The organism is Neptunomonas japonica JAMM 1380, assembly GCF_016592555.1.
Lineage (GTDB): Bacteria > Pseudomonadota > Gammaproteobacteria > Pseudomonadales > Balneatricaceae > Neptunomonas > Neptunomonas japonica_A.
On record NZ_AP014546.1, the window covers coordinates 3,221,073 to 3,246,939 of the forward strand.

A 25,867-nucleotide genomic window follows, 5' to 3' on the forward strand; every position below is an offset into this window, starting at 1 on the left:
AAAGCGGATGAATTTTTAACATGAGTGCTCAACACAAGCCAATGCTACTGGCGATGATACTACTGGGGATGAGCTTAATTCCCGTAGGTGACTCAGCCGGCAAACTGCTCACAGAAATGGATGTTTCTCCGGTGTTTGTTGCTTGGAGCCGGCTGCTAGTAGGCTTTTTGTTTATTCTTCCCTTTAGTGGCTTAGTGCGCAGCGAGATAAAGCAGCTCTATAACTGGCGTATGCTGCTACGTGCAGGACTCTTTACCAGCGCCATATTTTGTATGATATCCGCACTTAAAACGGAGCCTATCGCCAACGTCTTTGGTATCTTTTTTATCGGGCCCATTGTTGCCTATTTTTTAGCCGCCGCTGTACTTAAAGAACGGATAACATTATTGCGCTCGGTGCTACTGTTTATTGGCTTTGCTGGTGTGCTACTCGTTGTAAAACCCGGTGTTGGTATAACCTCAGGTATGCTGTTCGCCCTCGTGGCGGGTGTTTGTTATGGCTGCATGTTGGTAGCTAACCGCTGGCTTGCCGGCTTCTTTAGGCCACGTTTAATCTTACTATCAACGCTACTGGCCGGAAGTATCGCACTAACACCCGCCGGTATTGAGTCTATCCCGCAAACAATCGATAGCCGTATTATTTGGTTAGTGCTGGTCTCTTCTATTGCCTCTGCGTTGGGTAACCTCATTATTATTGAAGCTAACCGCCGCTTAGATGCCAACATTGTAGCGCCGTTCGTATATTCCCAGCTGGTCGCCGCCGCTATTTTAGGCGTCTTCCTATTTAATGAATGGCCAGATGCATACAGCCTCATAGGCTTGGCAATCATTTTCACATCTGGCATCTTGTCGTTTGTGCTTTCAAATAGAAAAACAAAAATAGCACTGAAATAAACAGCACTAAAAAGGAATGCTTATGAAAAGGCGACAACTGGATTTTTACTTCGACTACCTGTCTCCGTATGCCTATTTTAGCTGGCGCTGGGTACAACCGCTGTGTGAAAAATATGGACTCACGCTAAATGCGCACCCCGTTGTATTTGGAAAGCTACTAGATCACTGGGGGCAACTAGGGCCTGCAGAAGTACCGCCTAAAAAAACAGCACTTTATAAATACTGTTATCGCTACGCACAGCTCAATGGTTTTGATTTTGATCCACCCCGCAACCACCCATACAATCCATTACCGGCATTACGCTTATCACTGCCCAGCGTTGCAGGAGATGCCCAGCACCCGATTATTAGCGCTATCTTTGAAGCAGGATGGTCCCGCGGAATCGACCTTGCCTCTGAAGAAGACCTTGCCAAGGTACTAGACTCACTCGGTTTAAACAGCACAAAAATGCTCAGAGCCGTTAAAACTGACGATGTAAAAAACCAACTCCAGCAAGAAACTACACAAGCTATTGCGCAAGGTGTTTTTGGTGTACCCACCTTCATTGTGGACGACGAGCTTTTCTGGGGAAATGATCAACAAGAGCACTTAGAAATCTACCTACAAGGCAATGATCCCCTCAACCCTGCAAAGGTTGACGAGATGCTCGCTCGACATCGAGGCATTGATCGCAAAACGTTTGTGCAACGCTGTAAACCTTCAAAAAATTAGCTGTGGTGCTAATCTTTATTTCTAGTAGATCAGACTAGCACTTGGATATATCCGTACCAGATTAAATCTGACAGCTATCGACCCATAGCAGACATCGTCTTACATGATACTAACTAGGTGTAAAAGGCTACTTTAAAGTACTGCCGAAGCTATTTTTTTCTTGTCTTTTTTTATCCATTGAACCAATATTGGCTTGATTAGATAATTTACAGCTTCAAAGATGCTTTCTTCTTCATTGTTTTCACAATAGGTATTTAAATCTGAGGACAAGCGGCCTTCATTAAAGTACATTAAGAAATCATTACTTTTAGTTACTATATGCCCAAAAGAGGTCGCATAACCAGCAGCCCAAGATGCATATAAGTATCTATTATCGCTGTCTAAGCTTGACAGGTACTGACGACATTTATGACTTCCAACTCCAATCACAGCCATCCCTGCTTCATCTTCATAGCTAAGGCTTTCACTTGAAAATCCAAATATTGGAATAATAAATAGGGCAGTGAAAACAAAACTCTTAATGCGCATTTTTCCTTCCCTTGAGAATGCTACTTACTACATCATACAACTGTAAAAAACAGCCTAATTAAACCTTAAGCCGCGCTCTAAATACAAGTATTTACTACGTCCACTTCTGGCACTTAGTTGACTACCAGGCCTAGCTAAACTCTTCTAGACGAGACTGTCAGCTCAAGCTTCTGCTCACTAGATTCGTTTGCCTCTGTAGACATTGCTTTAAGCAGCTCCTGCCTACTCTATAATATAAGCGTTGAACATAGTCATCATCCCTCCTTGGATAACTATGACTAACTGCAATCTAGACTGAGCTTTCTTAAAGCTTTATCACTTAAGAATATTGATGCTCACGACAAATCAGCTGGACATCATTTGGCGTAAGCAGTTCTTGAGTTAGGCCGCACAAGTACTCACCAGACGCTTGATTAGTATTATGGACACAGCTGGCGCATTGGCCGAAAGGTTTAAAATCATTAGCGTTCTGTAGCTGATACAGCAAGGTCTGTAAGGATGAGTTGATCATGGCAACCTCATCAGTACTCATAAGATCACTGGCTGTTTTCAAGATAGGAGAAGGCAACATCTGTTGTGTTATCGCTCTCCCCACTTCAGTTATTTTCAGGTGCGTTACACGTTTATCTTTTTCATCTGTGAGCTTTTCTATCAATGCTTTTTTCTCAAGCACTTTAAGTGTTTGCGATACCGTACCTTTGGTTTGCCCCAAGAATTCAGTCACTGCCATCGGCGTATCTGAATAGCGGTTACAGTTGGCGATATATTGTAATGCTTCAAACTGTACGGGCTGCAAACCGTGCTCTAGGAGCATTCCCCTGCTTTCACTTCGCAGTAAACTCGCCAACCTTTCCAGTAATTGTTGATTAATCAATTTATTCATAAGCAAATAGTATCGAATCAATACATTATTGACAAGCAAAGAAAACCACCGCATTATAATATTGTTTCGAGTCAATACCAAAAAGGATATTAATCATGAAGGTTCAGCATTTACTCACCCACCCCGTACTAACAACAGCTACATTGGCAACAGCTCTACTCACTAGCTCAGCAAGCTTTGCCGAGGGTTCACACACCAGTGGCATACATTCAAAGCTAAGCACATCTCAAAATATTGAGCCTACCTTTGACATTGTTCACACCAAAGTGACTACAAAAAATAGTATCGCCACCTTTCATATGTCAGTCGCTTCACAAGCAGGTACCAGTAAACCCAGTGCGAGTGGGAAGTTAGCGGGGAGCTCGGTTTACTCATACGTATGGCCCACCAGCCTTGATAGCGCTAGCGTAGGGTTTGAAAGTAACGCAGGTATTTTGGCGCTGGCGGTAACCGCACACCCTGATTTTGACGATACGCCACTCTATGATGAAAACGCAGACAATAATCCAGGTAATGATGGCAATATTTGGCACAGCCACTGGGTGGTTCTGCAACCCAATGAGCAGTGTGGTAAAGGAGCACTCGGCGTTGTTGATATCCCCGAAGGCACTACACCAAAATTACCTAAAACCTGGCCAGGACTGCCTATCCTATTAGATAGCCCCGGTTGGGATCCTGTATTTAATGGTGATATTGTAGAAGTTAACGTCGCCTTTGATGACATTACGGTCTTTGATAAGACCTCATTTGATGGCGTCACTGCAGGCTTACGTGTTAACCAAAGTGTGCACGCTCCCCTGTTATGTGTAGTTAATGTCATCGATATTGCCTCAGGCGATTTAAGTCTTCCAGGCAAAACAAACCAATAAACAGCAACCCTAGCGACAAGGATGTTTCTTTCTTCGAGGCAATAAAAAAAGGAGAAACAGCATGCAAAATGTTATTACCTACGGGCAAGCACCTGAGTTAGAAATCCTGACCTGGCTTAACACAGAAACGCCACTCTGCTTATCCAACTTAAGAGGAAAAGTTGTCGTCATTCATGCTTTTCAAATGCTATGCCCGGCGTGTGTCGTGCATGGCATTCCGCAAGCTAGCGCTATACACGAGCTTTATTCACATGATGATGTGCAACTCATTGGCTTACATACTGTTTTTGAACACCATGACATAATGACGGTAGAAGCACTCGAGGTTTTTGCATCTGAGTATCAGCTCACATTTCCCATAGCGGTAGATGCCCCGTCAAACACAGGGGCTATTCCAAAAACGATGGCCGCTTATTATATGCAAGGCACGCCTACGCTTATTGTCATCGATCAACAGGGGCAAATAAGACTCAACCACTTTGGCCGTTTAAGCGATATGCAGGTAGGAAACTTTATTGGCCAGATCATCTGTGAAGAGTAAATATTATGTATATTTAAATAGTTTTTCCTATTTCAGTTTGGTTTCAGTTACGGGTTTTAAAGTAGCACCATCACAGCGAAACACGCTGAACCAACTAAAGGAAATAACATTATGAAAACTCTACTTACGGCTACTCTTCTTTCTTCTGCTCTTTTCGCTTCGCAGGCATTTGCTGCTGGCCTAAGTGATTTTTCTGAACACTCGGTTGAAGCTAACCTAGCCGCTGGTCATGTTGCTTCAGCACAAGGTTTTGCATCCATTGATAGCCCTCTGTCTAATTTAGGCGCATCAACAGAAGCACAGCTAGATAACGATAGCCAGGACATTGCCAGCACTTATGGCAACACCCTTGTATTTGCAGCCTTAACTGCGCCGGCTGGATCAACAGAAGCACAGCTTTAATGACTCTGAGGGAGGCTAAGCCTTCCTCATTAAGCTCTAACCAATATTGTTAGGAATAGTTATAGGTTCAGATTTACAGGTTCAAAACTCAGGTCCAACACTTTTTATACTCTCGTCATCTACAGACTTTTAGCCGCTAACTCTCTTATGGTTTAGCGGCTTTTTTTGTTGTGAACTAAACGGCCCCTAGAGTTAATAAGATAAACGGCGTTTGTGTTACTGGCCTCCCACAAGAATAAGTTTCCCTGTCTTGGGATCACGGTAAACCTGCCCTAGTGACTCCATACCATTTGCCTTTCCGTTAATCATCTCCTCAATCGCATCGGGCGCCTCAACCAGTTCACGCCCTTCAGTGACTTCCGTTTTACCGTCTAGCTTAAAATGCTGGCGCATCTCTTTGCTTTGCGAGACCAGTGCCAGCATCAGCCCAAGAGCAAACACCAACATAACATCCATAATATTAGCGAAACCTGTTAGCGGGTCATTATCACCTTCACTAAAGCGACCACTTTGCCAAGGTAACGGCTTTTTGTTCTCAGGCTGCTTCATGATGACTGCTCTGAGTTAGTTGAGCCCAAGTATGCTCATACCAGCGCCGTCGAATCCGGCTAATGCAATAAGCGAACAGCCCTACTAATAGCCCCACCACTGTCGTATCAAAAGCAACGGTCAGTGCCGTTGCTAGGATATCGATATCTCCTGCACTTAGTGCTGTGAGGCCCGGCCCCAAAGGAATCAATGTTCCCATCAAACCGAGGATAGGGCCACCACGAGCCAATAGGTCAGTGCGCTCAAGCCGACGATTAGCATAATGGCCAAAACGCTGATCACAGCCTTTAGCGTAAAGAGACAAGGTGATAAAGCGCTCCGCTATCATTAGCCCCAACTCCCATAACGTCATCATAACGGCCAACGCTAAAGCGGCGAGTACTGGATATAACAATAGATCAACAAACTGATGCAAAGCACCAAGAACAATACCGTGAACCATATAACTAAGCTCCTTTTACGTGATGTTTAGCATGACGAATACCGCGATAAAAACCTGCGCTGATAATCGTTAATAACAACGCTAGCGCCAGCCATTGCCAATAAGACTCGTCTGCAACCGACTGCTGCTCAGCCTCTTTTGTTGTAGCCGCTTTTTGACCACTATCCGGCTTACCTTGTGGCTCGGAAGATTTGCTTTGCTGTTTTGATGTCTGAACAGACTGTTCTTGCAGCGGCTGTATCTCTGTCAGGCGATAGATCTCCACTGCTTTTTTAGCTTGCTCTTCAGGCTCACCCTTGGCAACCTTGATCGTCTGCTCCAAAGCTTGCCAAGCTTCAGCACTTAGGTGTTGCTCTAACCAAGGGAGCATTGGGTGATCCGGGTCAGTATGGCCACTTCCAGGCAAGCCATTCTTGGTCACTAACTCAGCAAACTTAGCCGCTAGCTCAGCGATCGTTTGCTTATCTGCCTGCCAAAACTCTTTATGCACAGCCACCAACATCACGGCCAGCATATTGCTTTTCACATGCACGTTATGGCCCTTCTCCAGAAACTCATCGAGTTGCAAATCGTAGCGGTCATCCATATAAACAGCTTTAACCTCTTCCCATGCCCAGTCACCAACTAAGCTTGGATTAGTCACCTGCCAGCCCCACAGATATTCAAGAAACTCACTCCCCATCGTGCGAGCGCCTGCATAATCGTGTTGCATCAGGCCTTGCAGCCACTCTGGGTTAAGAAAACGGCCTCTCAATTCTTGTCGCAACGCCACGCTTAAAGGTTGAGTACGGATCTGTTCTGGGTTGGAGTGATCCAATACAAAATTATTGGGCGTTTGGCCGGTAAGGGTCTCAATTGATAAGCTCAACCCACCAAAGTAATCGAAGGCATCATTATTATCAATGAGCCCATAGAGGTTACTGGAACGACCAAAATAGGTATTTTCTACATCAGATAATGCCGTTCGAAATGCTTGTGCTGCGGGCTTACCAAAGCCCTCGGCACCATAGCTATGTCCAAGGCGTCGCAAATATACATCCGCTAATTCAGAACGCTGCTCCCACGCCCCCGAACGCTCAACAAGGCGATTAATACCGGCGCCATAGCTGCCGGGAGCATCACCAAACACACGAAAACTGGCTATAACACCGGCCTGCTCAGCAGATCTCCCTTGCAGAAGTAAGGCTTGCGCCTGCTTAACCCAGTGCTTAGCTACTTGGTTTTGTTGTAAACTTTCATTACCGCCAACGGCGAGTTTCCCCAATGGGGATAATGCCTGCTGCAGAGCCAATGTGAGCGCTGGGTAGTCTTTAATAATCGTATCTGCACTGGTATCCAGCGCCATCAGGGTGGCACGATTCAGCAACATCATTTGCTGGCCATAAAGGTCACGAAACAAGCCCGACGTAGTGAAGACGGTATCGCGCCTAACACGCCCATTATCAAGTACTTGAGGCTTCAGCCCTTTTACCAAGCCACGGCTGTTCCACACCGGCTCAATACCCAGCATATCCAGCCCAAAAGCGATCATCACTCCCTCATCTCGTACTACATCAGATGCCCACAGTACCAATGCTTCACTTTTATCTGGATTTTGCTGATTACTTTGCAGGTTACGGCTACGTGCATCTTCGGCCATCTGTTTTCCTAGCTGCCAGGCAACTCGACTAGGAATAAGACTGCTATCCAGCGCATAGAAATTTCGCCCGGTTGGTAAACTGTTCGGGCTTCTAATCGGATCATTACCCTGCCCTGGTGTAATAAACCCTCCACTTAGGCCATTGAGTAGCGACTGCGTCTCTGCCGCAGGTGATAGCTGTAGTTTTTTCTGCCACTCCAGTTTCTGCTCTTCATCGTTGGACGCCATCGAGCTCAACATCATATCAACGGCTTGGTCAGTCCAGTCTTTGCCGTAGATATGTAACCCTAGTGGCATGAACTTTTCTTGCAAGCTAGTCAGGTAGTGGCCTACCTCATGCACTAACATATCGTCGTCTACTTCATCGAAACTGATTCCCATAATCGACAACTCGGCAGACATTGACTCGGCCAACTCATCTTTAAGTTCTAACTGCTCCACCTTGTCACGAATTTGCTGCACCAGCCGGTTGGAAATCGCTTGATTACCACTGCCGTGGCTGGTTTCAAAACTCTCGATAAGTTGGCGCAATTGCAGTAACTCATCATACAAGGGCGTGCTCTTAAGTGGTGGTGTTAGATGATCGACCATCACCGCCAACCCGCGCCGTTTCGCTTGAATACCTTCACCTACACCATCGACAATATAAGGATAAATACCGGGAATATCAGCGGCAACAATACGCGAATAATCATCTTCTGCGACCCCAACCGAGCGACGCGGCAAGAACTCATACGTGGAGTGGCGGCCCAGATGTACCAATGCATCCGCTTTAAAGCTGTCACGTAGATACTGATAAAAAGCCAAATACTGATGAGGCGGTGGAAATGCCAAATTAGCGTGCAGTAACTCTTCGTTAATCTCCCAACCACGCGGTGGTTGCGGCCCAATAAAAATTTTGCCAAACGTCAGGCCCGGTAACAGCAGCTGGTTTTGATAAGTCATTACATTGCCCGGTGCTTTACCCCAGCCACCCAGGCCTTCAATACCTGTTTGTTGCAAGGCTTTAATGATAGATAGCGCATCATCCATACAGAGTTTGTTATCACTGGAATTATTCGAACTATTGAGCGCTTTGGCAGGACTAAGGCTTTGCTGATAACAGGACTTTAATTGCCCCAGTAAGATTAATGCGCGTTGACGCGCCTTATGATCAACGCCCTCCAGCAGGTGATACATCTCTTCCATGGTATGTTGCAATGCGTTTTCAGCAAGTTCGGGCTTGCCCGCTTTTATTGCGGCTTCAAGCTGCTCGTGCAGTAAGCCAAAGGGACCAAACTCCATCTCTCGCTGCACGCTCGCGGGAAGTTGCTTAAACCACTGCTGATAATCTTTTGCCATCACTTTAGTGATTTTCTGGCTCATCGTTTTGAGTGCATGAACATCCCGAGGAAGATTAACTCCGCGCTCCTGCATCATATCCAGCAATATTTTCTGGGATGCCGGTAACTCGCCTGTGTCGTATCCATCAGCCTTAAGTTGCTGCAGAATCTGCCAGAGCGACGCGGGAACATCGAGGTTATCCGCACCAATATTGTGGCGTCCAGGAGGATGGTTGTAATAAATAATAGCGATACGCTTATCGTTGTTAGCCTTAGTTTGCAAGGCTTGCCAACGCTTGGCACGCGCTAATAGAGTATCAATACCCTCTGCCAATGGAGCAATTGCCTGCACTCGGATACCGGAGATTGGATCATCGATGTTATCTCCAGCGGTTGCGATAACCAAAGGTTGGCTGGCCCCCTGTAATTCGGGCATTGCTACCTGATAGTAAACCTTCTCTTGCGCGAGTCCATCCGAAGATAAGTGGCGCTCCAGCGCGGTACGGTCTCGCAGTTTAATGGCTTTAATCACCGGCACATTTAGCTGCTTAAGAACCTCAGTAACGGCTCCGCGCCCCTCACCTCCACCAATAACAAAGTCTTGTAGCATAACAATAGCGCTTAGCTGCTTACTGTAAGGCTTTAGCTGCTCTACAGCATCAACACCGGCCTCTCCCCAGTAAGCTAGAGCAGTCAAACAGTCGCTACCGTTTCGCTCTCGTGCCTGCTCACACAAACCGCGCAACATCGCGGCATCAGCAGGACGCCCGCCCCCCGCATGGTCAATAACCACCAGCAGTGGTTTAACGCTTACAGCAGGCATTTCAGTACTGAGTTGCCCTTTATATAACCACCTTAACCGAGGAACGGGAGAGGGAGTTTCAATGTGAGTCGCGGCGCCCAGACGGTGATAAACCCAGCTAAAAAGTAGGCTAGTGTTTTCACTACCCCCTGCCTGCCAGTAACTACGTGCTCTAATCCACTGGGCTTGATTTGGGTACTGCTGTAACTGCTGATTCAACCAACCATCAAAGTCATTATCAGGATGGGCTTTGCTTATCTCACGTAACTGTTGGTCATTATCAAACACAGATCTGTGTTCGAGTTGGCTAAGCTTTACTAGACGGTGATCACTATTGAGCACGAGTAATGGTTTTTGTACCTGGCGTAATAGTGGCTGTAATTCAGCGACACTGGGACCATAGAGGCCCATCGCTAATATGGCGAGGCTGTTGTTAATCAAATCGGCGGTTTGCTGTTCAGGCAACTGGCGCAATTGAGCATCTGTACGCGCTTTGATAACCAGTTGAGGATAACGCTGGATAAACTGGCGAGCGGCCTCCGCAACCGTCTCGGCATTGCGCTGGGAAACCAACACCAGTAAATAGTCTTGTTTGTTTTGCGTAGGCTCAGCAGCCCAAACAACGTGAGTTGTTGTCTGCATGAGAAGTAGAAGCGTCAGTATTAACAAACGCATAAATGTTAATCTCCAGGTGATGGCGTAAAAGGAGACGAACGTATGCCACTGATAATACTTATCAGAACATGTCATACCGCGTTTTCCCGCCCGGTGCATAGTTTAAGATTACTGATTCATGTATCTGGCTTTTGCATTAGCAAAGAACTAAGCAATTACAGTTGCGGGAACAGCCCCGGATTCACACCGGGTTCCATGAGAGCGTCGATTGAATCAACAGCTCAGTAACGCGGGTGTTTGTACAGGTCATGTAAAATTAAGTCAATTAGGGCAATCCTGATGAATGCCCGGTCAGAGTTCAAACAAGGGAGGTGATCGGCGCCCCAAAGAGCGCTGAGGGGATATTCTGGTAGGCTTCTTTTCTATGAAGTGTATAGATTCTGCCTCTTATCACTCAAATACTGGCTTAAAGAAACTACGCTCAAAGCTCAAAATGCATCGAGTACTTTTCGCATAATCAAAAGCGGCAAGACATTCAGGGTCATTGAACGAATCAATACGATATTGCTCATATTCGGCCAAGCTTGGAAACGTAAATAATGCCAGCGCTATATTGTTTGCCCCCTCTGACGGCAGAAAATATCCATTGTGAACGCCGCCAAACTTATTAACCAAAGGGATCCACATTTTTGCGTATTTTTCGAACTCAACAAGCTTGTACGGGTCAACCACATAGCGTAAATAACAGGTTACCATTTAAATCTCCTTATTTAGGTATTAAGCACTTCACTATCAGTGGTTTCTATTTTCGTTTTAACCGATTAACCAGCGATAGCCCCATAAAAAAGTCATACCGCCCAAAATAGGCCAAAGCAAACTTTTAAAATAGCTAGCCAAAACAACAGCCACACAGCCCGCAAGAATTTGCGCCAACTCCACTTGTAAGCCATCAACTTGTTTACTAAAAACAATCGGAGGAATACATAAAGCGGCTAAAATCGCTGGAGGTAACAATAAGAGTACCGGCTGACAGCGGGCAAGTAGTGGCCCTAGCTTGCCATGTAGCTGAATAAAAGAAAGGCGTATTAAGAAGGTAGCTAGGCCACATATAAAAAACAGTCCCCACAAACTCCACTCATTCATGTGGGCGCCCCATCACTGAATTAAAAGAACGACCAGCGATACGCGGTAATATCAATCCCGCAACAACCCCAGCAACAATCGCCAAAATAAAGCCTAAGTTATAAGGAAGTCCCTGTAAAAATATAGCGGCTAGCCCTGAAACCACAGCAACAATTAACAACAAACGATTAGTAATCGTCGACATTAGCATCGCCAAAAACGCCAACGGAATAGTAAAACCAAGCATCCATTGCGGCGGGATACTGGCTCCCACTGCAATACCGAGTATTACCGACAACACCCAACTAACCCACAATGCCACCGCAGTGCCTAAGTAATAACTAATACGTTCTGCATCCGTACGTTGTTGCTGATCAGGTGTGATACACAAGCCATAGGCCTGATCGCATAAGAGATACGCAAAGGGTAACCGGAAGCGTTTCTTTAGCGGATAAAATAGCGGCGCAAATGTCGCACTATAAATGGCAAAACGTAAATTAATCACGACTGTGGTTAAGACAATGACCACAAATGCTGCATTTTCTTGAATAAGCTGCATCGCGGCTAACTGTGCTGATCCAGCAAAAAACAACACTGTCATTCCCATGATTAACTCGGGGCTCATATCCAAAGCCACACCGTTAGCACCCACAATTAAACCAAACGGCAACACGCCTGACACCAACGGCATCAGATCTCTTACCCCTTGCCAAAATTGTGATCGACAATCCCGCACCTGCATAACTAACTATTACCCTTTAAAAAGTTAAACAACATTGGGGAAGATTACGCTGACTCACTAGCGCACTCAATAACTTAACAGCGCCTTAGATTATTTTTCTAGGCAAAACACTTTTGCGTAAAAGAGTCAGATATGATGAGCCTAACTCCAAAAGCAAAAGCCTTGCATGATGATATTGCCGCCATCCAAAAAGAAGTTGCTCATCTCTAACACGGTACTCGAACTTTCAAGCACAATTGCACCGCCCTAATACCCACTGTAAAGTACACCAAAAATAAGTAGGAGGTTGTTTTGCCTCTTAATAACAACCCAACTTAGTTAGGTAGTCACAGAATGATTGATAAAGAAGCTGCTGCAAACTTGTTTAAAATGGCCGATGAATTTATTGATGTAGCCAACCGCCTAGTGACATCAGACAATAAGGACTTGGAAGATGTAGGGGCTGCATTACGCTATGCAGCAGCACGTTTTAGTGCTCATGAAACTGCGTATAAATCGAAGGATTTAGCGGCAGAACGCAATGATGCTTTATCATGGTTCACAAATCAGTACTCTGAAATGCTGGAAGAAAATTTAGACCAGCATATCGAACATTTTAAGTCACTTAAAAATAAGGCAGAAAGCCACTAATAGCGGCTCAAATCTTATGTAAAGGTCTGGCAGGACGTCAGATCTTCACCTACTTTTGTGACGACGTTTTTAGCTCGTTTTGTTCTATTGGTAACGTCGTTTTTGCAGCCGGAGCATTAATCAGTTTTCCAGATTTCTGAATCAATTTTTTCTTAACTTTGTCTAATCTAATGACATAACCATTACCACCAATTCCGCTAAATACTTCATCGGCAAAAACAATAATATTGTCCGTATAAAAGGCAACAGCCTCTTTTTGAGTCACGATACCAAGATCAATTTGGTACACGTCCCCAGAGAAAAAATCATCTCCCTGCCAGTTCTCAAACAACCATAAGCGCTCTGAATCAAGCAGCACTAATTTACTTCTATCGGGGCTTAGCGCTGCCGATGTAACCCAGCATAGTTCTTTAATGGTAGCGCATGTCGAAAATTCATTGATGTATTGCGCGGTAAAATTTGCCGCATAATCACCTATTCGATAAAGCCGCGTTTTACCATCAAACGGGCTAGAACGGTTTTTAGTGAAAAGATAAAGACTGCGCTTATAGTAGATAAACGCTTCCACATCATAATGTGCATTCTTACGCACTTTCTCATCTAACCCTACCTTAAATTCTGGGTTAGTGAACTTTATGATTTCCGCACGGGTGCTAGTAGATTTGATATCCGTAGGGTTTTCAATTTTGTAGATGGTCAACCATTCACGATCATTATCATTATTGCCAAAGTCACCAATAAAGAAGTGCCCAAAATCGTCTTGGGTCATGTCTTCCCAGTCCCAGTTTTTAGCATTTTCTATTTGGATACTGCGCTCAATTTTGCCAACACCATCTAACTGGTAAAGTCTGGGTGAGTCACCCCCATCATTAATGGCCCAAAGCTGCTGTTTTTTATCAAACTCAATCCCTGATATCTCTTCTAGCTGCTTATCAAAACTAATGAATTTAGTGCTATTAAGCAGCCACGTTCTGTAACCGAGTAAACTCAGGAAAGCGACAAAGCAGATAAGCACAAGGCGAGTGATTGATTTTTTAGTTAACATTAAGATTACTACATATAAATCTTAGAACTGAGCTTTCTATTATAGCTCAAAAAGGGAACGGATAGCGTTCCCTAGGCATGCAGGCACTGAGTTATGCGTTTTTTAGTGAGAGTGACATCTCATGCCAGCTCAGCCCACCGTGGTCAGAATCTGATTCGCCGAGGTGAACAAAACCATGCTTCGCATACATCTCAATTAACTCGGTTTGGCAAATTAAATATATTTCAGTTTTGGAGAGTTCTCTCATAGTACCAATGAAGCTACTCATTAGCTTATCAGCCATGCCTTTGCCTTGGTATTTGGGGTGAACGACAACAGACATAATGACAATATGCTCGCCGCTTGGGTCATGACCCACTAACTCTTTAAACTCTTCATCGGACAACACCACTTTATGAGTGGCTCCAGAGTTGATAAAGCCAATGATCTCTTCTTGGTTCTCTAAAACAATAAAACCCTGAGGATATATTTTAATTCGCTTTAGTATTTTTTCTTTTGTAGCAGCCTCATCACCAGCATAAGACACAGACTCTATTTCAAAACATCTATCAAGATCTTCTTCTCTTGCAGAGCGAATAATTAACCCAGACATACGCTAATAATACTCCTAACCCATACTTAAAATGCATGATGGTACAACCGAAAAAAACGACCTCGTACACAACATGCTTGATATAACCGGGCCTTATTATACAAATGCTTAAAACCCGTAAATGACTAGCGCCGAGGCACGAGGGAGCATTGTAAGTTTTTTATTATATTTTTCAATGGAGTACGCTATCAAGGTAGCTAGCAATCTGTTTGCCTAGAGCCTCATGAAACGCCTTGCGATCAACCCCCTCTGGATCTTGTGCCACAATACCAATTTCACTTTTAATAGCATCAGGAAACGGGGTTATGAACGAAAAGTGTCCAGCATTTTCGATTGTTTGATAACTCAGTTTTTCTTTATTTTTAAAGTTTTGAGCTATCACATCTGACTGATAAGGCTCAATCAATTCGCTATCCTTCTCTGCTCTTAAAAGCAACGTTGGAATGCTAACCGCTGCTAAAGCCTCTTTTGACTTGAACAGTATTCCCACAGGCGCCATTAACACCAAGGCTTTAACGCGCTTATCACGCTGGTTTTCAATCTTTACTGACATTAGCTGCTGGCCTTTCACTAAACCACAAAAAGGCGCACTCACTTGGGGGCTACTTTCACACAACTCAATAATATGCCTCGTATCGGCAACACCTCCCGCTACGGCTAGCGCAGTATAGCCACCCGCTGAATGGCCTATAACAGCGACTTTATCAACATCAATACTCGGTGCTAATGCAGGGTTCAACAATAATGAATCAATGGCTGATCTAATATGCTGCGGCCGATTTTTCCAGTTGTTAACACTACCCTGCGCAGAGTTGTTTTTATAATTATCCTCAGGGTGCAGTGGCATCGCGACGATAAACCCTTGCTTAACCAGCGCAAAAGCAATGCTTCGGTGGCCAAGGTTAGAGCCACTAGAACCATGGGAAATAATAACCAACGGAAAAGTACCTTCTGCAATAATGCTCCCGATAGAGAGCTCCATCCTAAACGGCCCAAAATTTACGGGTTCGGCTGGAATATGAGTGGGATAAACAACCGCCACAGGGAAGCGAGTATTGGTTTCGTTAGAAGTTACTTCTATTTTACGAAAGCCCACCGAAAACTCATCGCTGGCCAATACAGGCAAAGCACTCAATAAAATAAAGGCAATAAACACGTACACGAGTCTAAACACAGGTAATCCCTCACCATAAGATATTGTTAAAGAATCAGAAAAATCACACTATTTGCCTGACTCAATCATTTCGATAATTTTTTTAGCTTTTTCAAAGTGGTCAAGCTCATGTGTTTGTATCCACCAAGTAGCGGCTTCTATCAGTAACTCGGGAGTATCGTTTTTATTAGCAAAGAACGCATAGAAAGAAACTCCAACGTTATCACCTTTTTGTTCTATCTTCTTAGTACATACTTTGATGACTTTTTCTCTTAATAAATTACGCATCTGATTCCTTTTATACAGAGTAAAAATAACAATCAATATTTTATAAGGCTGCAATTACAAACGATAAAAACGGTATTTATAGGCAGCATTTATACCCGTACAGCGTTATCACACCTAAAGGATTGGCAGGTAGACATCAGTGATCATCTCCTGCTCCTGAGTTTGAGGCCCAACATTGACATAATGAAAGAATATTGGAAATTCTGCGAGTTGCTCACCGCTAGTAGGAAGCCACTGCTCATATAGGTATCGAGCGGTCGTAACATTCGAGCGAGAACCGTAATGACGTACTTTCGCACAACGAAGAGCGGGAATAACTTTATTTAACACTCCAGCCTCATTAATGGAGATCTCTTGCTCTACAGAAACACACAGATCTACTCGATACTCTGGAGGCGCAACTTTTTGAGGATCATTATAATGGATACCATAACTGCGATGAATGTCGGAAGGTGGCAGTTTATTTTCAATACGCCACGCCACGAGATTTTTCACCGATTCATGTTCAAACTGAGCTGGCCCACGATGCTCAATAACTGCAATTTTAGTTTCCGGGAAATTTACTATTTCAACGTCCATATTTTATGAGCTCAACTGAAATCTAACGCCAAATTAAAAGGCTTATTAGTGTCGATAGACAAAGAAGCCTCCATGCTCTTACTGTTACTCATCTCCTTATGTAGAGCATAAATCACTTACTTTAAAGATCACGATGAGGTGTGACCGGACTGGGCTCGACCACTTGCGCTCGAGCATACAGATTTTCAAGGCTAATCGACTCAATACCTATATTACCGGCTTTTTGAAAATTGAAGGCGATTTCAGGAAAATCCATGATGGTTAATTCCATTACTTAAAAGGTGAGAGTAGATTTACCAATGAGCTTTTTCTCAAGCAACCCTTTTAAATCTCTGCAATAGGGTAAGGCTTGAATAAAAAAACAGAGCTCGTATAGGATAAGTAGAAGTTTGTTGAATGCTTGTAGCTTGAATACAATGCAGATAGCGATATTGGGTTTTTAGACGTTTAAGCATGCCTTAAAAAGGCAGCTTAGGACTTACAGCCAAGGAATGGGGATGCATAAAGTAATTATTCTTGATGATGAAGAGATGATGTTAAACAGCCTTAAGCGCCGCTTTAGATTAGAGTCTTCGCCGTATGAGCCCGTTTTTTTAGTTCTATAAAAGATGCCTTAGCCGAGTTGGATGTGGGTGACTGCTATGCCTTTGTCACTGATGTAAAAATGCCATTGCTATCTGGAGACCAAGTAGTGACCTATATTAGCCAAAAGTACCCTGAACAGGCGTGCTTAGTGATTACAGGGCAAGCAGAAAAAGAAAAGATACAAAGAATTGCTAAAGCAGGCAATGTACGCAGTATCTTATTAAAACCACTAGATTTTGATAAGCTTATTGAGGCTTTAGATAACATTAATAGTAGCTATGAGCTCTCATCAGATTTATAACCGTCAATACACTGTACTAACTTTCTATTTAACAAACGCCTTATCTTTCAGCCTTAATAAAGAAAATACTTGTTCCCATTCCAACAAACAAACCACCACTTATACGATGGAACCACTTCACATTATTTACATTTGATAGAAAGCCTTTTGCCCGTTGTGCTACATACCCATAAGTTGACAGTGATAAAAAAGAAAACGCCATAAAGATAAACGTCATCAGCATGAACTGCGGAATAATTGGATTAGACGTATCTAAAAATTGCGGGAATAGTGCAGCAAAGAAAAGTATAGGTTTTGGATTGGTTGCCGCAACGAATAGCCCCTCTTTAAAATAAGAGAGTAGAGTACGATCTGTATCAGATATTTTTTGACTCTTGTTTGGTGACGTTTTATTACTTGAAAAGAGCTGGCGTATACCCAAATAAATCAGATAAGAAGCACCTATAATTTTCACTACTGCAAACAGCGTTGAAGATGCCAACAACACAGCGCTTAGGCCACTAATCGATAACGTTGATAAGAACATTAAGCCGATAATGTTCCCCAAAGCAGAAACCATCACTACTTTATGCCCATTCATTGCACCATTATAGATAGCCAGTAAAATAGCAGGGCCAGGGCTAATCACATAAAAAAATGAAACAACAACATAGATTAATAGAGTATCGATATTCATAAACCCCTCACAAAGAAAGCTATCGCCGCATACTGCAGGTGATTATTAGCATCCGTAAACAACTACTCAAGCCGGTTTACGTATTATGGTCATTTAGAGAAGTACCCGGAATCTACAATTTTTTGGGTTTCAGAATCCCCCGGAATTATTGTTGTCCAGCCTTCTGTAATACTACGCCTAAGCTTAGTGAGCTCTTGATTTTCAGGAGAATAATAAAAGGTTTCTGCCGCTTCAAAGCTTTCAAACTCTAATATGACCATATGAGTGGACATCTCACCCTCAAGGGCTTTAGTAGGGCTGCCAACTATGACTTTGGCTCCATACTTCTCATTGATAGGTATCGATAATTGCGTGAGCTCATCAATTTTACTGCGATCTGTGATCTTGTAATGATGTATAACATATCCAGCCATATTCACCTCTGCCGTGAGTTGTGTCACTCTTAACGCCCGTATTACTGCTTATTAAGCACTGATAGGTAACCCACTGGCCCAACCTTTAGCCATACCAACAACCGTCGCTTTATAATCTGTATTTTTACTCGCTAGGTTTCTTTGCTGACAAAACGCTTCATTTTCATTAAATATTGATGATGCTAGTTGGCGTCCGCCCATTGTAATACCTGATGTTTTAGGCAGCCTCCGTTCTGTAAATAACGTAAAAGCTTTAGGTATATCATCTCTACTTTCTTTAATGCACTTTACAAGATGCCAAGCATCCTCTAACGCTTGGCAGGCTCCTTGGCCAGAAGTAGGCAAAGGAGAGTGGGCAGCATCGCCTAGTAAAACCACATTACTTTTATGCCAGTTTTTTATAGGGTCATGGTCATGAACATAAATTTTATTGATGCTAGCTAAAGGAGTGCCATTAATCACTTTGCCGATAATTGTAGGCCAACCACTAAACACTGTATTAAGTTCAGACTTATAAGCGTCAGGGCTTATCCTATCGATACTCTTTGAAGCAACGCCACCAGCCCAATACGCCTTTGTTTTTGAAACAGGCACAATGCCAAAGCGCTCCCCAACACCCCAATAATCAGAAACAGAAAGCTCTGTAAAAATATCAGATTGGCTTTCAAATACACCTATCCAATTAATAAACCCTTGATAGATAGGCGCGTTATCCTCATTGACATATTTTCTGGCAATGGAGTTCATCCGGCCATCAGCGCCGATAATTATATCGGGAGCAATACGAGTACCATTACTAAATTGAACGCTGGTTTTTCCATCATCATTCGATAACCAACTAACATTATGCTGGTAGTGGACATGGATGCTTAAATCGAGCGCACGTTGTGTCAGTATGTCCATCAAGTCTTTGCGTATAATGGAGTAACTCGGGTACCTCATTAAGCGGCTTAACTCATTGATGTCTAACGAGCCTATAGACTCACCGCTACTAGAAAAACGATTCATATAACTTAGCGCGCCAGAGACTCTAGCAACTTTATCTAAAACACCGAGCTGCTCTAAAACAAAAGAAGCGTTAGGCCAGCAAACAATACCCGCGCCTATTTCTGTTGGGCAGCTATGGCGCTCATAAACATCTACATCGAAACCTTCTTGTTTCAGTGCAATAGCAGTACTTAAACCGCCAATACCACCACCTAAAATAGCAATTTCCAAACGTGACTCCTTGCCTTGAGCTGATGCCGCATTAGCATTACAGAAACATTCATATCATAGCGTTTGCCTTTTGAGTAGGCCGCTGGTCTATTGGTGCCTTGCAGCCCCAGACATTTAGCAATAATCAACGTACCGCAAGCTAAACCCTTACTGTTATACTGCACCCTACTTTCCTTATGACGACCTACCCGAGCCTCTATGCCATTTTCAAACCTTGGATTGTGTAAATCTATTGTACAAGCGATTGAAGAACTGGGTTATACAGCCCCTACTCCGATTCAGAAACAAGCCATTCCTATTATTCTTTCTGGAAAAGATCTCATCGCGACAGCGCAAACCGGTACAGGTAAAACCGCCGCGTTTGTTCTGCCAATATTAGAGGCATTTAACAAAGAGCGCACATTACGGGGTAAACGCATACGCGCACTTATTCTTACCCCTACACGCGAATTAGCAGTTCAGGTTGCAGCTAGTGTTGCGCAGTACAGTAAGCATCTAAATCTTAGCTCTTTGGCTGTTTATGGTGGTGTTGATTCGGAAGCACAAAAGCAGCGTTTAATCGAAGGCGTTGATATTTTAGTCGCTACGCCAGGTAGATTGCTTGATTTGGCTCATCAGCGTGCGCTGCACTTTGATGAACTTGAGGTGCTGGTATTAGATGAAGCCGATAGAATGGTAGATATGGGCTTTGTTGATGATATCTATAAAATCATTGATCGCTTACCCAACGCCCGCCAGAACCTATTGTTTTCAGCCACAATGACTGACGATGTTCGCGCCATCGCCTATGATTTTTCTGATAGCAAAATAAGTAACCCCGCTGTCGAAATCTCGACGTCACCCAAAGCTACAACAGCACCCAATATAAACCAGTGGTTGATCACGGTAGACAAAGACACAAAGTCCGCATTGTTAAGTCATTTAATTAATGATCAACAATGGGATCAGGCGCTCATTTTTATCGAGAAAAAACACGGCGCTGCCAAATTGGTCGCACAGCTGGCAAAACGCGGCATCGAAGCCGATGCCATTCATGGTGATAAAAGCCAAGCCATGCGTGAAAAGATTTTGGCCGACTTTACATCAGGCGAACTAAAGTATTTAGTCGCGACAGGTGTTGCCGCCCGCGGTTTAGATATTGGTGAGCTTAGTCGTGTTGTTAATTACGACCTCCCCTTTAAACCAGAAGAATACATCCACCGCATTGGTCGCACTGGCCGTGCTGGCGCTACGGGCGAAGCTATTTCGTTTGTCGCCATGGGCGATTTTAAAAACCTATGCGCCATTGAGAGCCGTTTAAATCACATCATTGAGCGAAAAGAAATTGAAGGGTTTCCGGTTAGAAAAGTGGTTCCCGTTTCAATTTTGAATTATGTACGTAAAAGCAAAGCACCCAACTAATTAGCGAAAGATGAAAGACTGCAATCAATGTGGTAAATGCTGCATCAAGTATGGCGATGGTGATATAGCAACGAACAAAGAAGAAATTGAGCAATGGGAGTTATATAACCCAGATATCTTTGCGTTCGTTAAAAATAACGAAATATGGTTTGACCCGGAATCAGGAGAACAACTGAAAAGATGTCCGTTTCTCGAACTGGTTCCAAAAACCACCTCCCTATCACCTGACAAATACACCTGCAGCATTTACTTAAATCGACCGGAAGACTGTCGCCATTATCCAAGCCTAATCGATGAAATGGTTCGGGATGAATGTGAAATGCTTGAAGTAGTTGATCTCAAAAACCCTAAAAGAGCCCAAAATAAACTAGATTTCTTGATGAAAGATAGCCGATCTTAAGCTTCTCATAGGGTAAATTAGCAACATCAATACCCTGTCATTTCCAGATAGCCTTCGCCACGCGGTACACCACTTGAGGCGTCGCTCACGTTGACCGCTCCTTCCCAGTAGGGCACAGAGGTACTCATCCATCGGTTCGCATGGCGAGCCGTTATTTCTAGATCAAGGTTCTGTTCCGGCAGCGTCAGACGCCAGCGCACCGGCACCCGATAACCGGCAGCATCTGCGCTCGCCAACGGCACAAGTGTTAGCGTCGAGGCTTCCAGCGGCGTCACCTCTCCATCGGCGGTGATCCAGCTACCGGAAAGATAGTCGTCGTGATTAGTGCCCCCGCCGCGCAGGCGAAACGCCATCAATCTAGCGCCGCTGTCTAGGTGCAACGAAAACCAGTCCCAACCGGTTTGGCTGGCTCCCAGTAGTTGGCTGCTCCATTCCCGATCCAACCAGGCCCGACCGCTAACCGCCACACGCTCGCCGTCCTGCATTACCTCACCACTGACCCGATAAAAGGGCTGGCTGTAATACATAGAACCCTGCCCATCGGCCGATTTCTGGCTGAAACCACGGATACCATGGCGCACCAGCGGGCCTTCGGCCTTGAGTTCGAGGCGATAGCCAAAGGTACCGTTTTCATCCTCAGCTTGAGCGGTCAAACGAAGGTGATCCAGAGCGTCGCCTTCGGGATGTGTGGTGAGACTTTCAAGCCTCCAGTCATCCAACCAAGCGATAAAGGGCTGGGCCGTGACACCGGCCTGATGCACGACACTAGGGAGTGGCACGCTAGCTCCTCGTGCGAAACGTTCGGCGACACGATGGCTCTCGCCGTGGGACAGTGCCATGTGCGCCATCCACAGTTGATCCGTGGCCCAAGGCTCAGCTTTAGACTCAACCCCAATTTCGGCACGCGCACTGTTTGCATCAAGAGCTTCGGGCTGCTGAGCTTGGCGGAACAGCGTCCACTGTATTCCCATGGGCTCATGGTTCTCGTTTTCCAGGTTGGCAGTGAGATACCACCACTCAATACGAAAATCTGGGTGCGGGCCGTGATCCTCAGGGAAACTAATAGAGGTAATGGAGCTTGCATGGGCATAGTCTTGGCTCGAAGTGCCCAAGCCTGCAAAGCCGGCCCTGTCACCACTCACGTCTGTACCGCTTTTCTCACTATTGGCAGGTTCAGAAGCCGGGCCGCAGGCCCCGAGCAACAGCAGACATAGCAAGGACAAACCACATCTCAGTGAATTCAAGCGCCATTGTTTGATCATCAGGTTTCCTCCTCGGCTAGCAGTGACCGGGGCGGAGTACGCCACAGCTTAAACATTGGAAGACCCGCCGCCAGCAAGGCAACCAGCACCGCGGTGATTAGGGTCAGGCTGATCTCGCCGGGAAAAATATGCAGCGGCAACCGCCAGCCAAAGGCCGCCACATTGATACCCCACACCAGACAGGCGGTAATAGCGATGCCTAAGGGAATTGCCAGCAGGCCCGTGACCAGCGCAGCTCCGGCCAGCTGAGCCAGCACAATGCCAAGCAGGCGACGCAGTGGCACGCCAATCGCCCACAGTGCAGCCAGCCGTCGGCGCCGCTCTTGAGCTTGGGCCAGCAGCGTTGCCAGCAATGCCAATGCCGCCACACCGAGGGTCAGGCCATTCAACGCTCGGGTAATAGCAAAGGTACGCTCGAAGATAGCAGTTGCCGTAGCCTTGACCTCGCGCTGATCTCGCAAACTGTGTGGTGTCAGGTTGAAGCGCTCGATCAGCTGCTGGCGTAACAAATCTGCATCCTCGCTAGGCTGCATCACGATGCCGATGGAGGCCGGCGGTACTTTAAATAACCGCAGCACGCGGTCCGTAGCCATCACCACCTCGCCGCGCGGGTTGCCATAATCAGGGTAGATGCCCACCACCGTTACCGATTCACCACCACCGGGCGTGACCAAACGTAATCGGTCGCCCAATGCGATGCCTTCGCCCCGGGCCAACTGTTCATTGACAAAGGCCCCTCCATGCTGGAGCACTTGCCATGCAGCATCTCGGTTGCCAAGGGTAGAGAGTAGCGGCCAATCAGCCATTAGCGTTTGCCCCGGCGTGATGCCAAATACCGATAACGGCAGGCCCGGACGGCGGAGGGTATTGCCTGTTGCGATCTCGAGCAGCTGCGATTTGGCGTCGGCGGTGATCAGGCGCTCGTGGACCACATCGCGCTGAGCAAGCCAAGCATCAATAACGGCGAACTGCGCTGTTGGCGGTTTGAGATATAGATCCGCCATCAACCGTTGGTCGAGCCAGTCGAGAAAGGTCAGACGAAAACCGCCGACCATACTGCTGACGCCGAGGTTGGCCGAAAGCGCAATCAGCAGTGCCATCATGGCCAACGACAGCCGAGGCAGCTGCAGTTGCAAGTCGGCTAATGCCCATTGGGTGAGTGGCCAACTGCGAGCCAAGTGTGTTAAACGTGATAGCCCTCTGAGTGACAAGGATAGTACCAAGGCCAGTAGCGCTGGTAGCCACAATGCAGCGGCCAATATAATGGCCGCGACCAGTCCAAAACCTACGACTAACTCAAAACCTGAACCCAACGCTTCGTCGCTAGACCAAGTGCTAAGCCATAGCAGCGCTAAAGCGGATAGCGCAGCCACGCCACCCAGCCATGTTTGCAGCCGCAGCTGGCGTTGAAAACCGGCGCGCCACGCTTGAGCCTGACCTAACCCCAGTAAACGGATACGATTTGCCCGCCACAACACGCCGCTGCCAGCAATAAACAGGCCGCCCAACGTCACTCCAACACCCCCCAACCAGTAATGCCAAGGCAGGCTGAGCTTAGTGCTAACGTCGGCACCGTAAAGGCTTTGCAGGGTGGCGGCAACGTCTGGTAATAGCGTTTTAGCCAACCACAGCCCACTGATCAGGCCTACCAGTGCGCCCAACAGCCCCAGAAAAACAAGCTCTAGAGCCAGCAAGGCAACCAAGGTGCGGCCCGACACGCCAAGGGCACGTAGTGTACGCAATAGCCCTAGCCGCTGCTCAAGCGCCAGCCCCAGCGCCGCCTGAACAATAAATAGTCCGACAATCAGTGCCAGCAACGCCATGGCCGTCAGGTTGAGATGAAAGCTTTGAGTTAGCTCACCGGGGCTACTCCGCGTATCGGCGCGTACCAGCGTGAATCCGCTGGGAGGGGCGGGCAGTGTATCTGCGGCGCTAACCAGTGCGGTGATCGAGTCGCCGGCACGCAGCAGCTGTGCGGCAATGGCGATATCCATCACCAAAGTATTTGGTGGCAGTTCAGGCGCATCGATCATTGGCGGAAAAGGCCTGCCACTATTCAGTGTCGGATTGGTACCCAACTGGGAGCGGGTATCCGGTGCCAGACGGGTCTGCCAGGGCGGTATGATAAAGCCCTGCAGCCCACCAAACGCTTGGCCACGGGCCAGCGTACTATCACCGGGTAAGGTGAGCGGATCGATACCGATGAGGGTGAGCTTCTCATCCCTGTCGGTAATAAGCTCTCCTTCGAGCAGCGGCGACACCATTACACCTACCCGGCGCATCTGGATGAAATCATTTCGGGTCAATGTCTGGCCGTCCTCACGCTCAAGACGATCAAAACCACTGCCGAGCAACGCTTCAGCCCGCGCATAGTTGTCACGCGCCGAGGCGTTGATGGCCTGTACACCACTCCATAGCGCTCCCGCGACCCATAATCCTAATAGCAACATGGCCAGCTGGCCAGGATGCCGACGATAGTGTGATAACAGCGTCGCCAACACCACGCCGATCAAACGCATGGCAAGTGGCTCTCCCTGGAGTCGGCCAGCAGCTGACCACGGCGTAAGATCAAACGACGATCCAGCGGGGCAGCCACTTTGTGGCTGTGTGTCACCATCAGCAGGCTGCTGCCGCTTTCGGCGACCAGTTCCAGTAGCAGTTCGAGGACTGTCTCCGCAGTATTTTCGTCAAGATTTCCGGTGGGCTCATCGGCCAGCAACAACGCTGGGCGAGACGCCAGCGCGCGACCAATGGCTAAACGCTGTTGCTGCCCCCCCGACAGCTGCTCGGGATAGTGGCTCTCGCGTCCTGCCAAGCCCAGCCGTTCTAATAGCCTCATCGACCAGACCGGATCTTCGCGCCCCGCCAGTCGTGCCTGCAGGCGCAAGTTGTCGGCCACATTGAGACTCGCTACCAAGTGAAACTGCTGAAACACTAGGCCGAGAGTTTCGCGTCTGACGCGCGCCCGGCCGGGTTCATCCAAACCGGCTAGCGACTGGTTGTGGATGCATACCTCACCCCGTTCAGGTAGGTCGAGCCCTGCGGCCAAGTGCAATAGCGTCGACTTACCGCTACCCGATTCGCCCATCAGCGCCACGCTTTCACCGGCTCCCAGGTGCAGATCCACACCTGACAACACACTTAGCGGCCCTTGGGGTGTCGTGTAGGTCTTGTGGACATGGCGAAAATCGAGCATAGCGGACTCCGTGTTACGTAAAGCCACGATAGTGGCATAAATTCCCGACCTGCCCCTAGGGCATTGT

General features: G+C 46.4%; 29 protein-coding genes and 1 riboswitch. Of the genes, 9 read left to right on the top strand and 20 right to left on the bottom strand.

Annotation, left to right across the window (positions count from 1 at the left end; translation table 11 throughout):
• The first annotated feature begins 20 nt into the window (after nt 1-20).
• Entirely contained in the window at nt 21-893 is an 873-nt protein-coding gene (locus tag NEJAP_RS15095) for a DMT family transporter (RefSeq protein ID WP_201348013.1), read from the top strand.
• A gap of 22 nt (nt 894-915) precedes the next feature.
• Complete coding sequence (locus tag NEJAP_RS15100) at nt 916-1,605, top strand: 2-hydroxychromene-2-carboxylate isomerase (protein ID WP_201348014.1); 690 nt, start codon at nt 916-918, stop codon at nt 1,603-1,605.
• A gap of 132 nt (nt 1,606-1,737) precedes the next feature.
• On the opposite strand, the gene NEJAP_RS15105 is transcribed toward NEJAP_RS15100, so the two are convergent.
• Together NEJAP_RS15105 and NEJAP_RS15110 are read right to left on the bottom strand one after the other, a co-directional pair.
• Nucleotides 1,738-2,133 (bottom strand): hypothetical protein, encoded by a 396-nt coding sequence (locus NEJAP_RS15105; RefSeq protein WP_201348015.1) that lies wholly within the window; start codon nt 2,131-2,133, stop codon nt 1,738-1,740.
• Nucleotides 2,134-2,452: 319 nt separating this feature from the next.
• The gene (locus NEJAP_RS15110; RefSeq protein WP_201348016.1) at nt 2,453-3,016 is read right to left on the bottom strand and encodes a MarR family winged helix-turn-helix transcriptional regulator; all 564 of its coding nucleotides are present in this window, start codon (nt 3,014-3,016) and stop codon (nt 2,453-2,455) included.
• 95 nt (nt 3,017-3,111) lie between these two features.
• Here NEJAP_RS15110 and NEJAP_RS15115 point away from each other — a divergent pair, with 95 nt between their 5' ends.
• From NEJAP_RS15115 to NEJAP_RS15125, 3 genes are all read left to right on the top strand, one after another.
• Complete coding sequence (locus NEJAP_RS15115) at nt 3,112-3,885, top strand: hypothetical protein (RefSeq protein WP_201348017.1); 774 nt, start codon at nt 3,112-3,114, stop codon at nt 3,883-3,885.
• A gap of 61 nt (nt 3,886-3,946) precedes the next feature.
• Nucleotides 3,947-4,426: a redoxin family protein gene (locus NEJAP_RS15120; protein WP_201348018.1), complete on the top strand. Its 480-nt coding sequence runs from the start codon at nt 3,947-3,949 to the stop codon at nt 4,424-4,426.
• A gap of 111 nt (nt 4,427-4,537) precedes the next feature.
• Complete coding sequence (locus NEJAP_RS15125) at nt 4,538-4,828, top strand: hypothetical protein (RefSeq protein ID WP_201348019.1); 291 nt, start codon at nt 4,538-4,540, stop codon at nt 4,826-4,828.
• Between the two features lie 216 nt (nt 4,829-5,044).
• Here the strand turns inward: NEJAP_RS15125 and NEJAP_RS15130 are convergent, their stop codons facing one another.
• From NEJAP_RS15130 to NEJAP_RS15155, 6 genes are all read right to left on the bottom strand, one after another.
• Nucleotides 5,045-5,377, bottom strand: coding sequence for a DUF2149 domain-containing protein (locus NEJAP_RS15130; RefSeq protein ID WP_201348020.1), 333 nt, complete (start codon nt 5,375-5,377; stop codon nt 5,045-5,047).
• Nucleotides 5,364-5,819, bottom strand: coding sequence for a MotA/TolQ/ExbB proton channel family protein (locus NEJAP_RS15135; protein WP_201348021.1), 456 nt, complete (start codon nt 5,817-5,819; stop codon nt 5,364-5,366). Before NEJAP_RS15135 ends, NEJAP_RS15130 begins: the two co-directional genes overlap by 14 nt.
• 4 nt (nt 5,820-5,823) lie before the next feature.
• Complete coding sequence (locus tag NEJAP_RS15140) at nt 5,824-10,257, bottom strand: cobaltochelatase subunit CobN (protein WP_201348022.1); 4,434 nt, start codon at nt 10,255-10,257, stop codon at nt 5,824-5,826.
• A 97-nt stretch (nt 10,258-10,354) separates the two neighbouring features.
• Nucleotides 10,355-10,488: riboswitch (cobalamin riboswitch) on the bottom strand.
• A gap of 159 nt (nt 10,489-10,647) precedes the next feature.
• The gene (locus NEJAP_RS15145) at nt 10,648-10,953 is read right to left on the bottom strand and encodes an NIPSNAP family protein (protein WP_201348023.1); all 306 of its coding nucleotides are present in this window, start codon (nt 10,951-10,953) and stop codon (nt 10,648-10,650) included.
• A 57-nt stretch (nt 10,954-11,010) separates the two neighbouring features.
• Nucleotides 11,011-11,340, bottom strand: a complete 330-nt coding sequence (locus tag NEJAP_RS15150) for an AzlD domain-containing protein (protein WP_201348024.1) — start codon at nt 11,338-11,340, stop codon at nt 11,011-11,013.
• Nucleotides 11,333-12,010 (bottom strand): AzlC family ABC transporter permease, encoded by a 678-nt coding sequence (locus NEJAP_RS15155; protein WP_201348025.1) that lies wholly within the window; start codon nt 12,008-12,010, stop codon nt 11,333-11,335. The genes NEJAP_RS15150 and NEJAP_RS15155 overlap by 8 nt, the downstream gene beginning before the upstream one ends.
• A 384-nt stretch (nt 12,011-12,394) precedes the next feature.
• Between NEJAP_RS15155 and NEJAP_RS15160 the strand changes: the two genes are divergently transcribed.
• Nucleotides 12,395-12,691: a DUF3144 domain-containing protein gene (locus NEJAP_RS15160; RefSeq protein ID WP_236590953.1), complete on the top strand. Its 297-nt coding sequence runs from the start codon at nt 12,395-12,397 to the stop codon at nt 12,689-12,691.
• Nucleotides 12,692-12,740: 49 nt separating this feature from the next.
• Here NEJAP_RS15160 and NEJAP_RS15165 read toward each other — a convergent pair whose 3' ends face one another.
• From NEJAP_RS15165 to NEJAP_RS19460, 6 genes are all read right to left on the bottom strand, one after another.
• Nucleotides 12,741-13,736, bottom strand: coding sequence for a hypothetical protein (locus tag NEJAP_RS15165; protein WP_201348026.1), 996 nt, complete (start codon nt 13,734-13,736; stop codon nt 12,741-12,743).
• Between the two features lie 91 nt (nt 13,737-13,827).
• Nucleotides 13,828-14,328 carry a GNAT family N-acetyltransferase gene (locus tag NEJAP_RS15170; protein ID WP_201348027.1) on the bottom strand — a complete coding sequence of 167 codons (501 nt, stop codon included), beginning with the start codon at nt 14,326-14,328 and terminating at the stop codon, nt 13,828-13,830.
• A gap of 172 nt (nt 14,329-14,500) precedes the next feature.
• Nucleotides 14,501-15,502 (bottom strand): alpha/beta hydrolase family protein, encoded by a 1,002-nt coding sequence (locus NEJAP_RS15175; RefSeq protein ID WP_201348028.1) that lies wholly within the window; start codon nt 15,500-15,502, stop codon nt 14,501-14,503.
• Between the two features lie 48 nt (nt 15,503-15,550).
• Nucleotides 15,551-15,769, bottom strand: coding sequence for a DUF6500 family protein (locus tag NEJAP_RS15180; RefSeq protein ID WP_201348029.1), 219 nt, complete (start codon nt 15,767-15,769; stop codon nt 15,551-15,553).
• Nucleotides 15,770-15,883: 114 nt separating this feature from the next.
• The gene (locus tag NEJAP_RS15185) at nt 15,884-16,348 is read right to left on the bottom strand and encodes an AraC family transcriptional regulator (RefSeq protein WP_201348030.1); all 465 of its coding nucleotides are present in this window, start codon (nt 16,346-16,348) and stop codon (nt 15,884-15,886) included.
• Nucleotides 16,349-16,469: 121 nt separating this feature from the next.
• Nucleotides 16,470-16,604, bottom strand: a complete 135-nt coding sequence (locus NEJAP_RS19460) for a hypothetical protein (protein WP_268927813.1) — start codon at nt 16,602-16,604, stop codon at nt 16,470-16,472.
• Between the two features lie 372 nt (nt 16,605-16,976).
• Between NEJAP_RS19460 and NEJAP_RS15190 the strand changes: the two genes are divergently transcribed.
• Entirely contained in the window at nt 16,977-17,234 is a 258-nt protein-coding gene (locus NEJAP_RS15190; protein ID WP_201348031.1) for a response regulator, read from the top strand.
• A gap of 40 nt (nt 17,235-17,274) precedes the next feature.
• On the opposite strand, the gene NEJAP_RS15195 is transcribed toward NEJAP_RS15190, so the two are convergent.
• The 3 genes from NEJAP_RS15195 to NEJAP_RS15205 form a co-directional block, all read right to left on the bottom strand.
• Nucleotides 17,275-17,910, bottom strand: a complete 636-nt coding sequence (locus NEJAP_RS15195) for a LysE family translocator (protein ID WP_201348032.1) — start codon at nt 17,908-17,910, stop codon at nt 17,275-17,277.
• An 89-nt stretch (nt 17,911-17,999) separates the two neighbouring features.
• Nucleotides 18,000-18,350 (bottom strand): DUF1330 domain-containing protein, encoded by a 351-nt coding sequence (locus NEJAP_RS15200; protein WP_236590954.1) that lies wholly within the window; start codon nt 18,348-18,350, stop codon nt 18,000-18,002.
• A gap of 24 nt (nt 18,351-18,374) precedes the next feature.
• Complete coding sequence (locus NEJAP_RS15205) at nt 18,375-19,541, bottom strand: FAD-dependent monooxygenase (RefSeq protein WP_201348033.1); 1,167 nt, start codon at nt 19,539-19,541, stop codon at nt 18,375-18,377.
• 198 nt (nt 19,542-19,739) lie between these two features.
• Here NEJAP_RS15205 and NEJAP_RS15210 point away from each other — a divergent pair, with 198 nt between their 5' ends.
• The gene (locus tag NEJAP_RS15210) at nt 19,740-20,942 is read left to right on the top strand and encodes a DEAD/DEAH box helicase (protein ID WP_201348034.1); all 1,203 of its coding nucleotides are present in this window, start codon (nt 19,740-19,742) and stop codon (nt 20,940-20,942) included.
• Between the two features lie 10 nt (nt 20,943-20,952).
• Nucleotides 20,953-21,342 carry a YkgJ family cysteine cluster protein gene (locus NEJAP_RS15215; protein ID WP_201348035.1) on the top strand — a complete coding sequence of 130 codons (390 nt, stop codon included), beginning with the start codon at nt 20,953-20,955 and terminating at the stop codon, nt 21,340-21,342.
• Nucleotides 21,343-21,368: 26 nt separating this feature from the next.
• Here NEJAP_RS15215 and NEJAP_RS15220 read toward each other — a convergent pair whose 3' ends face one another.
• From NEJAP_RS15220 to NEJAP_RS15230, 3 genes are read right to left on the bottom strand one after another with little or no spacing between them, the layout of a single operon-like run.
• On the bottom strand, nt 21,369-22,604 hold the full coding sequence (locus tag NEJAP_RS15220; protein WP_201348036.1) for a lipocalin-like domain-containing protein: 1,236 nt from the start codon (nt 22,602-22,604) through the stop codon (nt 21,369-21,371).
• Nucleotides 22,604-25,123: an ABC transporter permease gene (locus NEJAP_RS15225; RefSeq protein WP_201348037.1), complete on the bottom strand. Its 2,520-nt coding sequence runs from the start codon at nt 25,121-25,123 to the stop codon at nt 22,604-22,606. Before NEJAP_RS15225 ends, NEJAP_RS15220 begins: the two co-directional genes overlap by 1 nt.
• Entirely contained in the window at nt 25,114-25,800 is a 687-nt protein-coding gene (locus NEJAP_RS15230; protein WP_201348038.1) for an ABC transporter ATP-binding protein, read from the bottom strand. Before NEJAP_RS15230 ends, NEJAP_RS15225 begins: the two co-directional genes overlap by 10 nt.
• Nucleotides 25,801-25,867 lie beyond the last annotated feature (67 nt).

What these genes read in the sequence shown, in the direction of transcription:
- NEJAP_RS15160 (WP_236590953.1), top strand. Translation starts at nt 12,395, where the DNA reads ATGATTGATAAAGAAGCTGCTGCAAACTTGTTTAAAATGGCCGATGAA.
- NEJAP_RS15140 (WP_201348022.1), bottom strand. Translation starts at nt 10,257, where the DNA reads ATGCGTTTGTTAATACTGACGCTTCTACTTCTCATGCAGACAACAACT.
- NEJAP_RS15180 (WP_201348029.1), bottom strand. Translation starts at nt 15,769, where the DNA reads ATGCGTAATTTATTAAGAGAAAAAGTCATCAAAGTATGTACTAAGAAG.
- NEJAP_RS15215 (WP_201348035.1), top strand. Translation starts at nt 20,953, where the DNA reads ATGAAAGACTGCAATCAATGTGGTAAATGCTGCATCAAGTATGGCGAT.
- NEJAP_RS15230 (WP_201348038.1), bottom strand. Translation starts at nt 25,800, where the DNA reads ATGCTCGATTTTCGCCATGTCCACAAGACCTACACGACACCCCAAGGG.
- NEJAP_RS15210 (WP_201348034.1), top strand. Translation starts at nt 19,740, where the DNA reads ATGCCATTTTCAAACCTTGGATTGTGTAAATCTATTGTACAAGCGATT.
- NEJAP_RS19460 (WP_268927813.1), bottom strand. Translation starts at nt 16,604, where the DNA reads ATGGATTTTCCTGAAATCGCCTTCAATTTTCAAAAAGCCGGTAATATA.
- NEJAP_RS15185 (WP_201348030.1), bottom strand. Translation starts at nt 16,348, where the DNA reads ATGGACGTTGAAATAGTAAATTTCCCGGAAACTAAAATTGCAGTTATT.
- NEJAP_RS15155 (WP_201348025.1), bottom strand. Translation starts at nt 12,010, where the DNA reads ATGCCGTTGGTGTCAGGCGTGTTGCCGTTTGGTTTAATTGTGGGTGCT.
- NEJAP_RS15195 (WP_201348032.1), bottom strand. Translation starts at nt 17,910, where the DNA reads ATGAATATCGATACTCTATTAATCTATGTTGTTGTTTCATTTTTTTAT.
- NEJAP_RS15125 (WP_201348019.1), top strand. Translation starts at nt 4,538, where the DNA reads ATGAAAACTCTACTTACGGCTACTCTTCTTTCTTCTGCTCTTTTCGCT.
- NEJAP_RS15115 (WP_201348017.1), top strand. Translation starts at nt 3,112, where the DNA reads ATGAAGGTTCAGCATTTACTCACCCACCCCGTACTAACAACAGCTACA.
- NEJAP_RS15095 (WP_201348013.1), top strand. Translation starts at nt 21, where the DNA reads ATGAGTGCTCAACACAAGCCAATGCTACTGGCGATGATACTACTGGGG.
- NEJAP_RS15170 (WP_201348027.1), bottom strand. Translation starts at nt 14,328, where the DNA reads ATGTCTGGGTTAATTATTCGCTCTGCAAGAGAAGAAGATCTTGATAGA.
- NEJAP_RS15110 (WP_201348016.1), bottom strand. Translation starts at nt 3,016, where the DNA reads ATGAATAAATTGATTAATCAACAATTACTGGAAAGGTTGGCGAGTTTA.
- NEJAP_RS15225 (WP_201348037.1), bottom strand. Translation starts at nt 25,123, where the DNA reads ATGCGTTTGATCGGCGTGGTGTTGGCGACGCTGTTATCACACTATCGT.
- NEJAP_RS15220 (WP_201348036.1), bottom strand. Translation starts at nt 22,604, where the DNA reads ATGATCAAACAATGGCGCTTGAATTCACTGAGATGTGGTTTGTCCTTG.
- NEJAP_RS15135 (WP_201348021.1), bottom strand. Translation starts at nt 5,819, where the DNA reads ATGGTTCACGGTATTGTTCTTGGTGCTTTGCATCAGTTTGTTGATCTA.
- NEJAP_RS15130 (WP_201348020.1), bottom strand. Translation starts at nt 5,377, where the DNA reads ATGAAGCAGCCTGAGAACAAAAAGCCGTTACCTTGGCAAAGTGGTCGC.
- NEJAP_RS15120 (WP_201348018.1), top strand. Translation starts at nt 3,947, where the DNA reads ATGCAAAATGTTATTACCTACGGGCAAGCACCTGAGTTAGAAATCCTG.
- NEJAP_RS15105 (WP_201348015.1), bottom strand. Translation starts at nt 2,133, where the DNA reads ATGCGCATTAAGAGTTTTGTTTTCACTGCCCTATTTATTATTCCAATA.
- NEJAP_RS15165 (WP_201348026.1), bottom strand. Translation starts at nt 13,736, where the DNA reads ATGTTAACTAAAAAATCAATCACTCGCCTTGTGCTTATCTGCTTTGTC.
- NEJAP_RS15145 (WP_201348023.1), bottom strand. Translation starts at nt 10,953, where the DNA reads ATGGTAACCTGTTATTTACGCTATGTGGTTGACCCGTACAAGCTTGTT.
- NEJAP_RS15150 (WP_201348024.1), bottom strand. Translation starts at nt 11,340, where the DNA reads ATGAATGAGTGGAGTTTGTGGGGACTGTTTTTTATATGTGGCCTAGCT.
- NEJAP_RS15100 (WP_201348014.1), top strand. Translation starts at nt 916, where the DNA reads ATGAAAAGGCGACAACTGGATTTTTACTTCGACTACCTGTCTCCGTAT.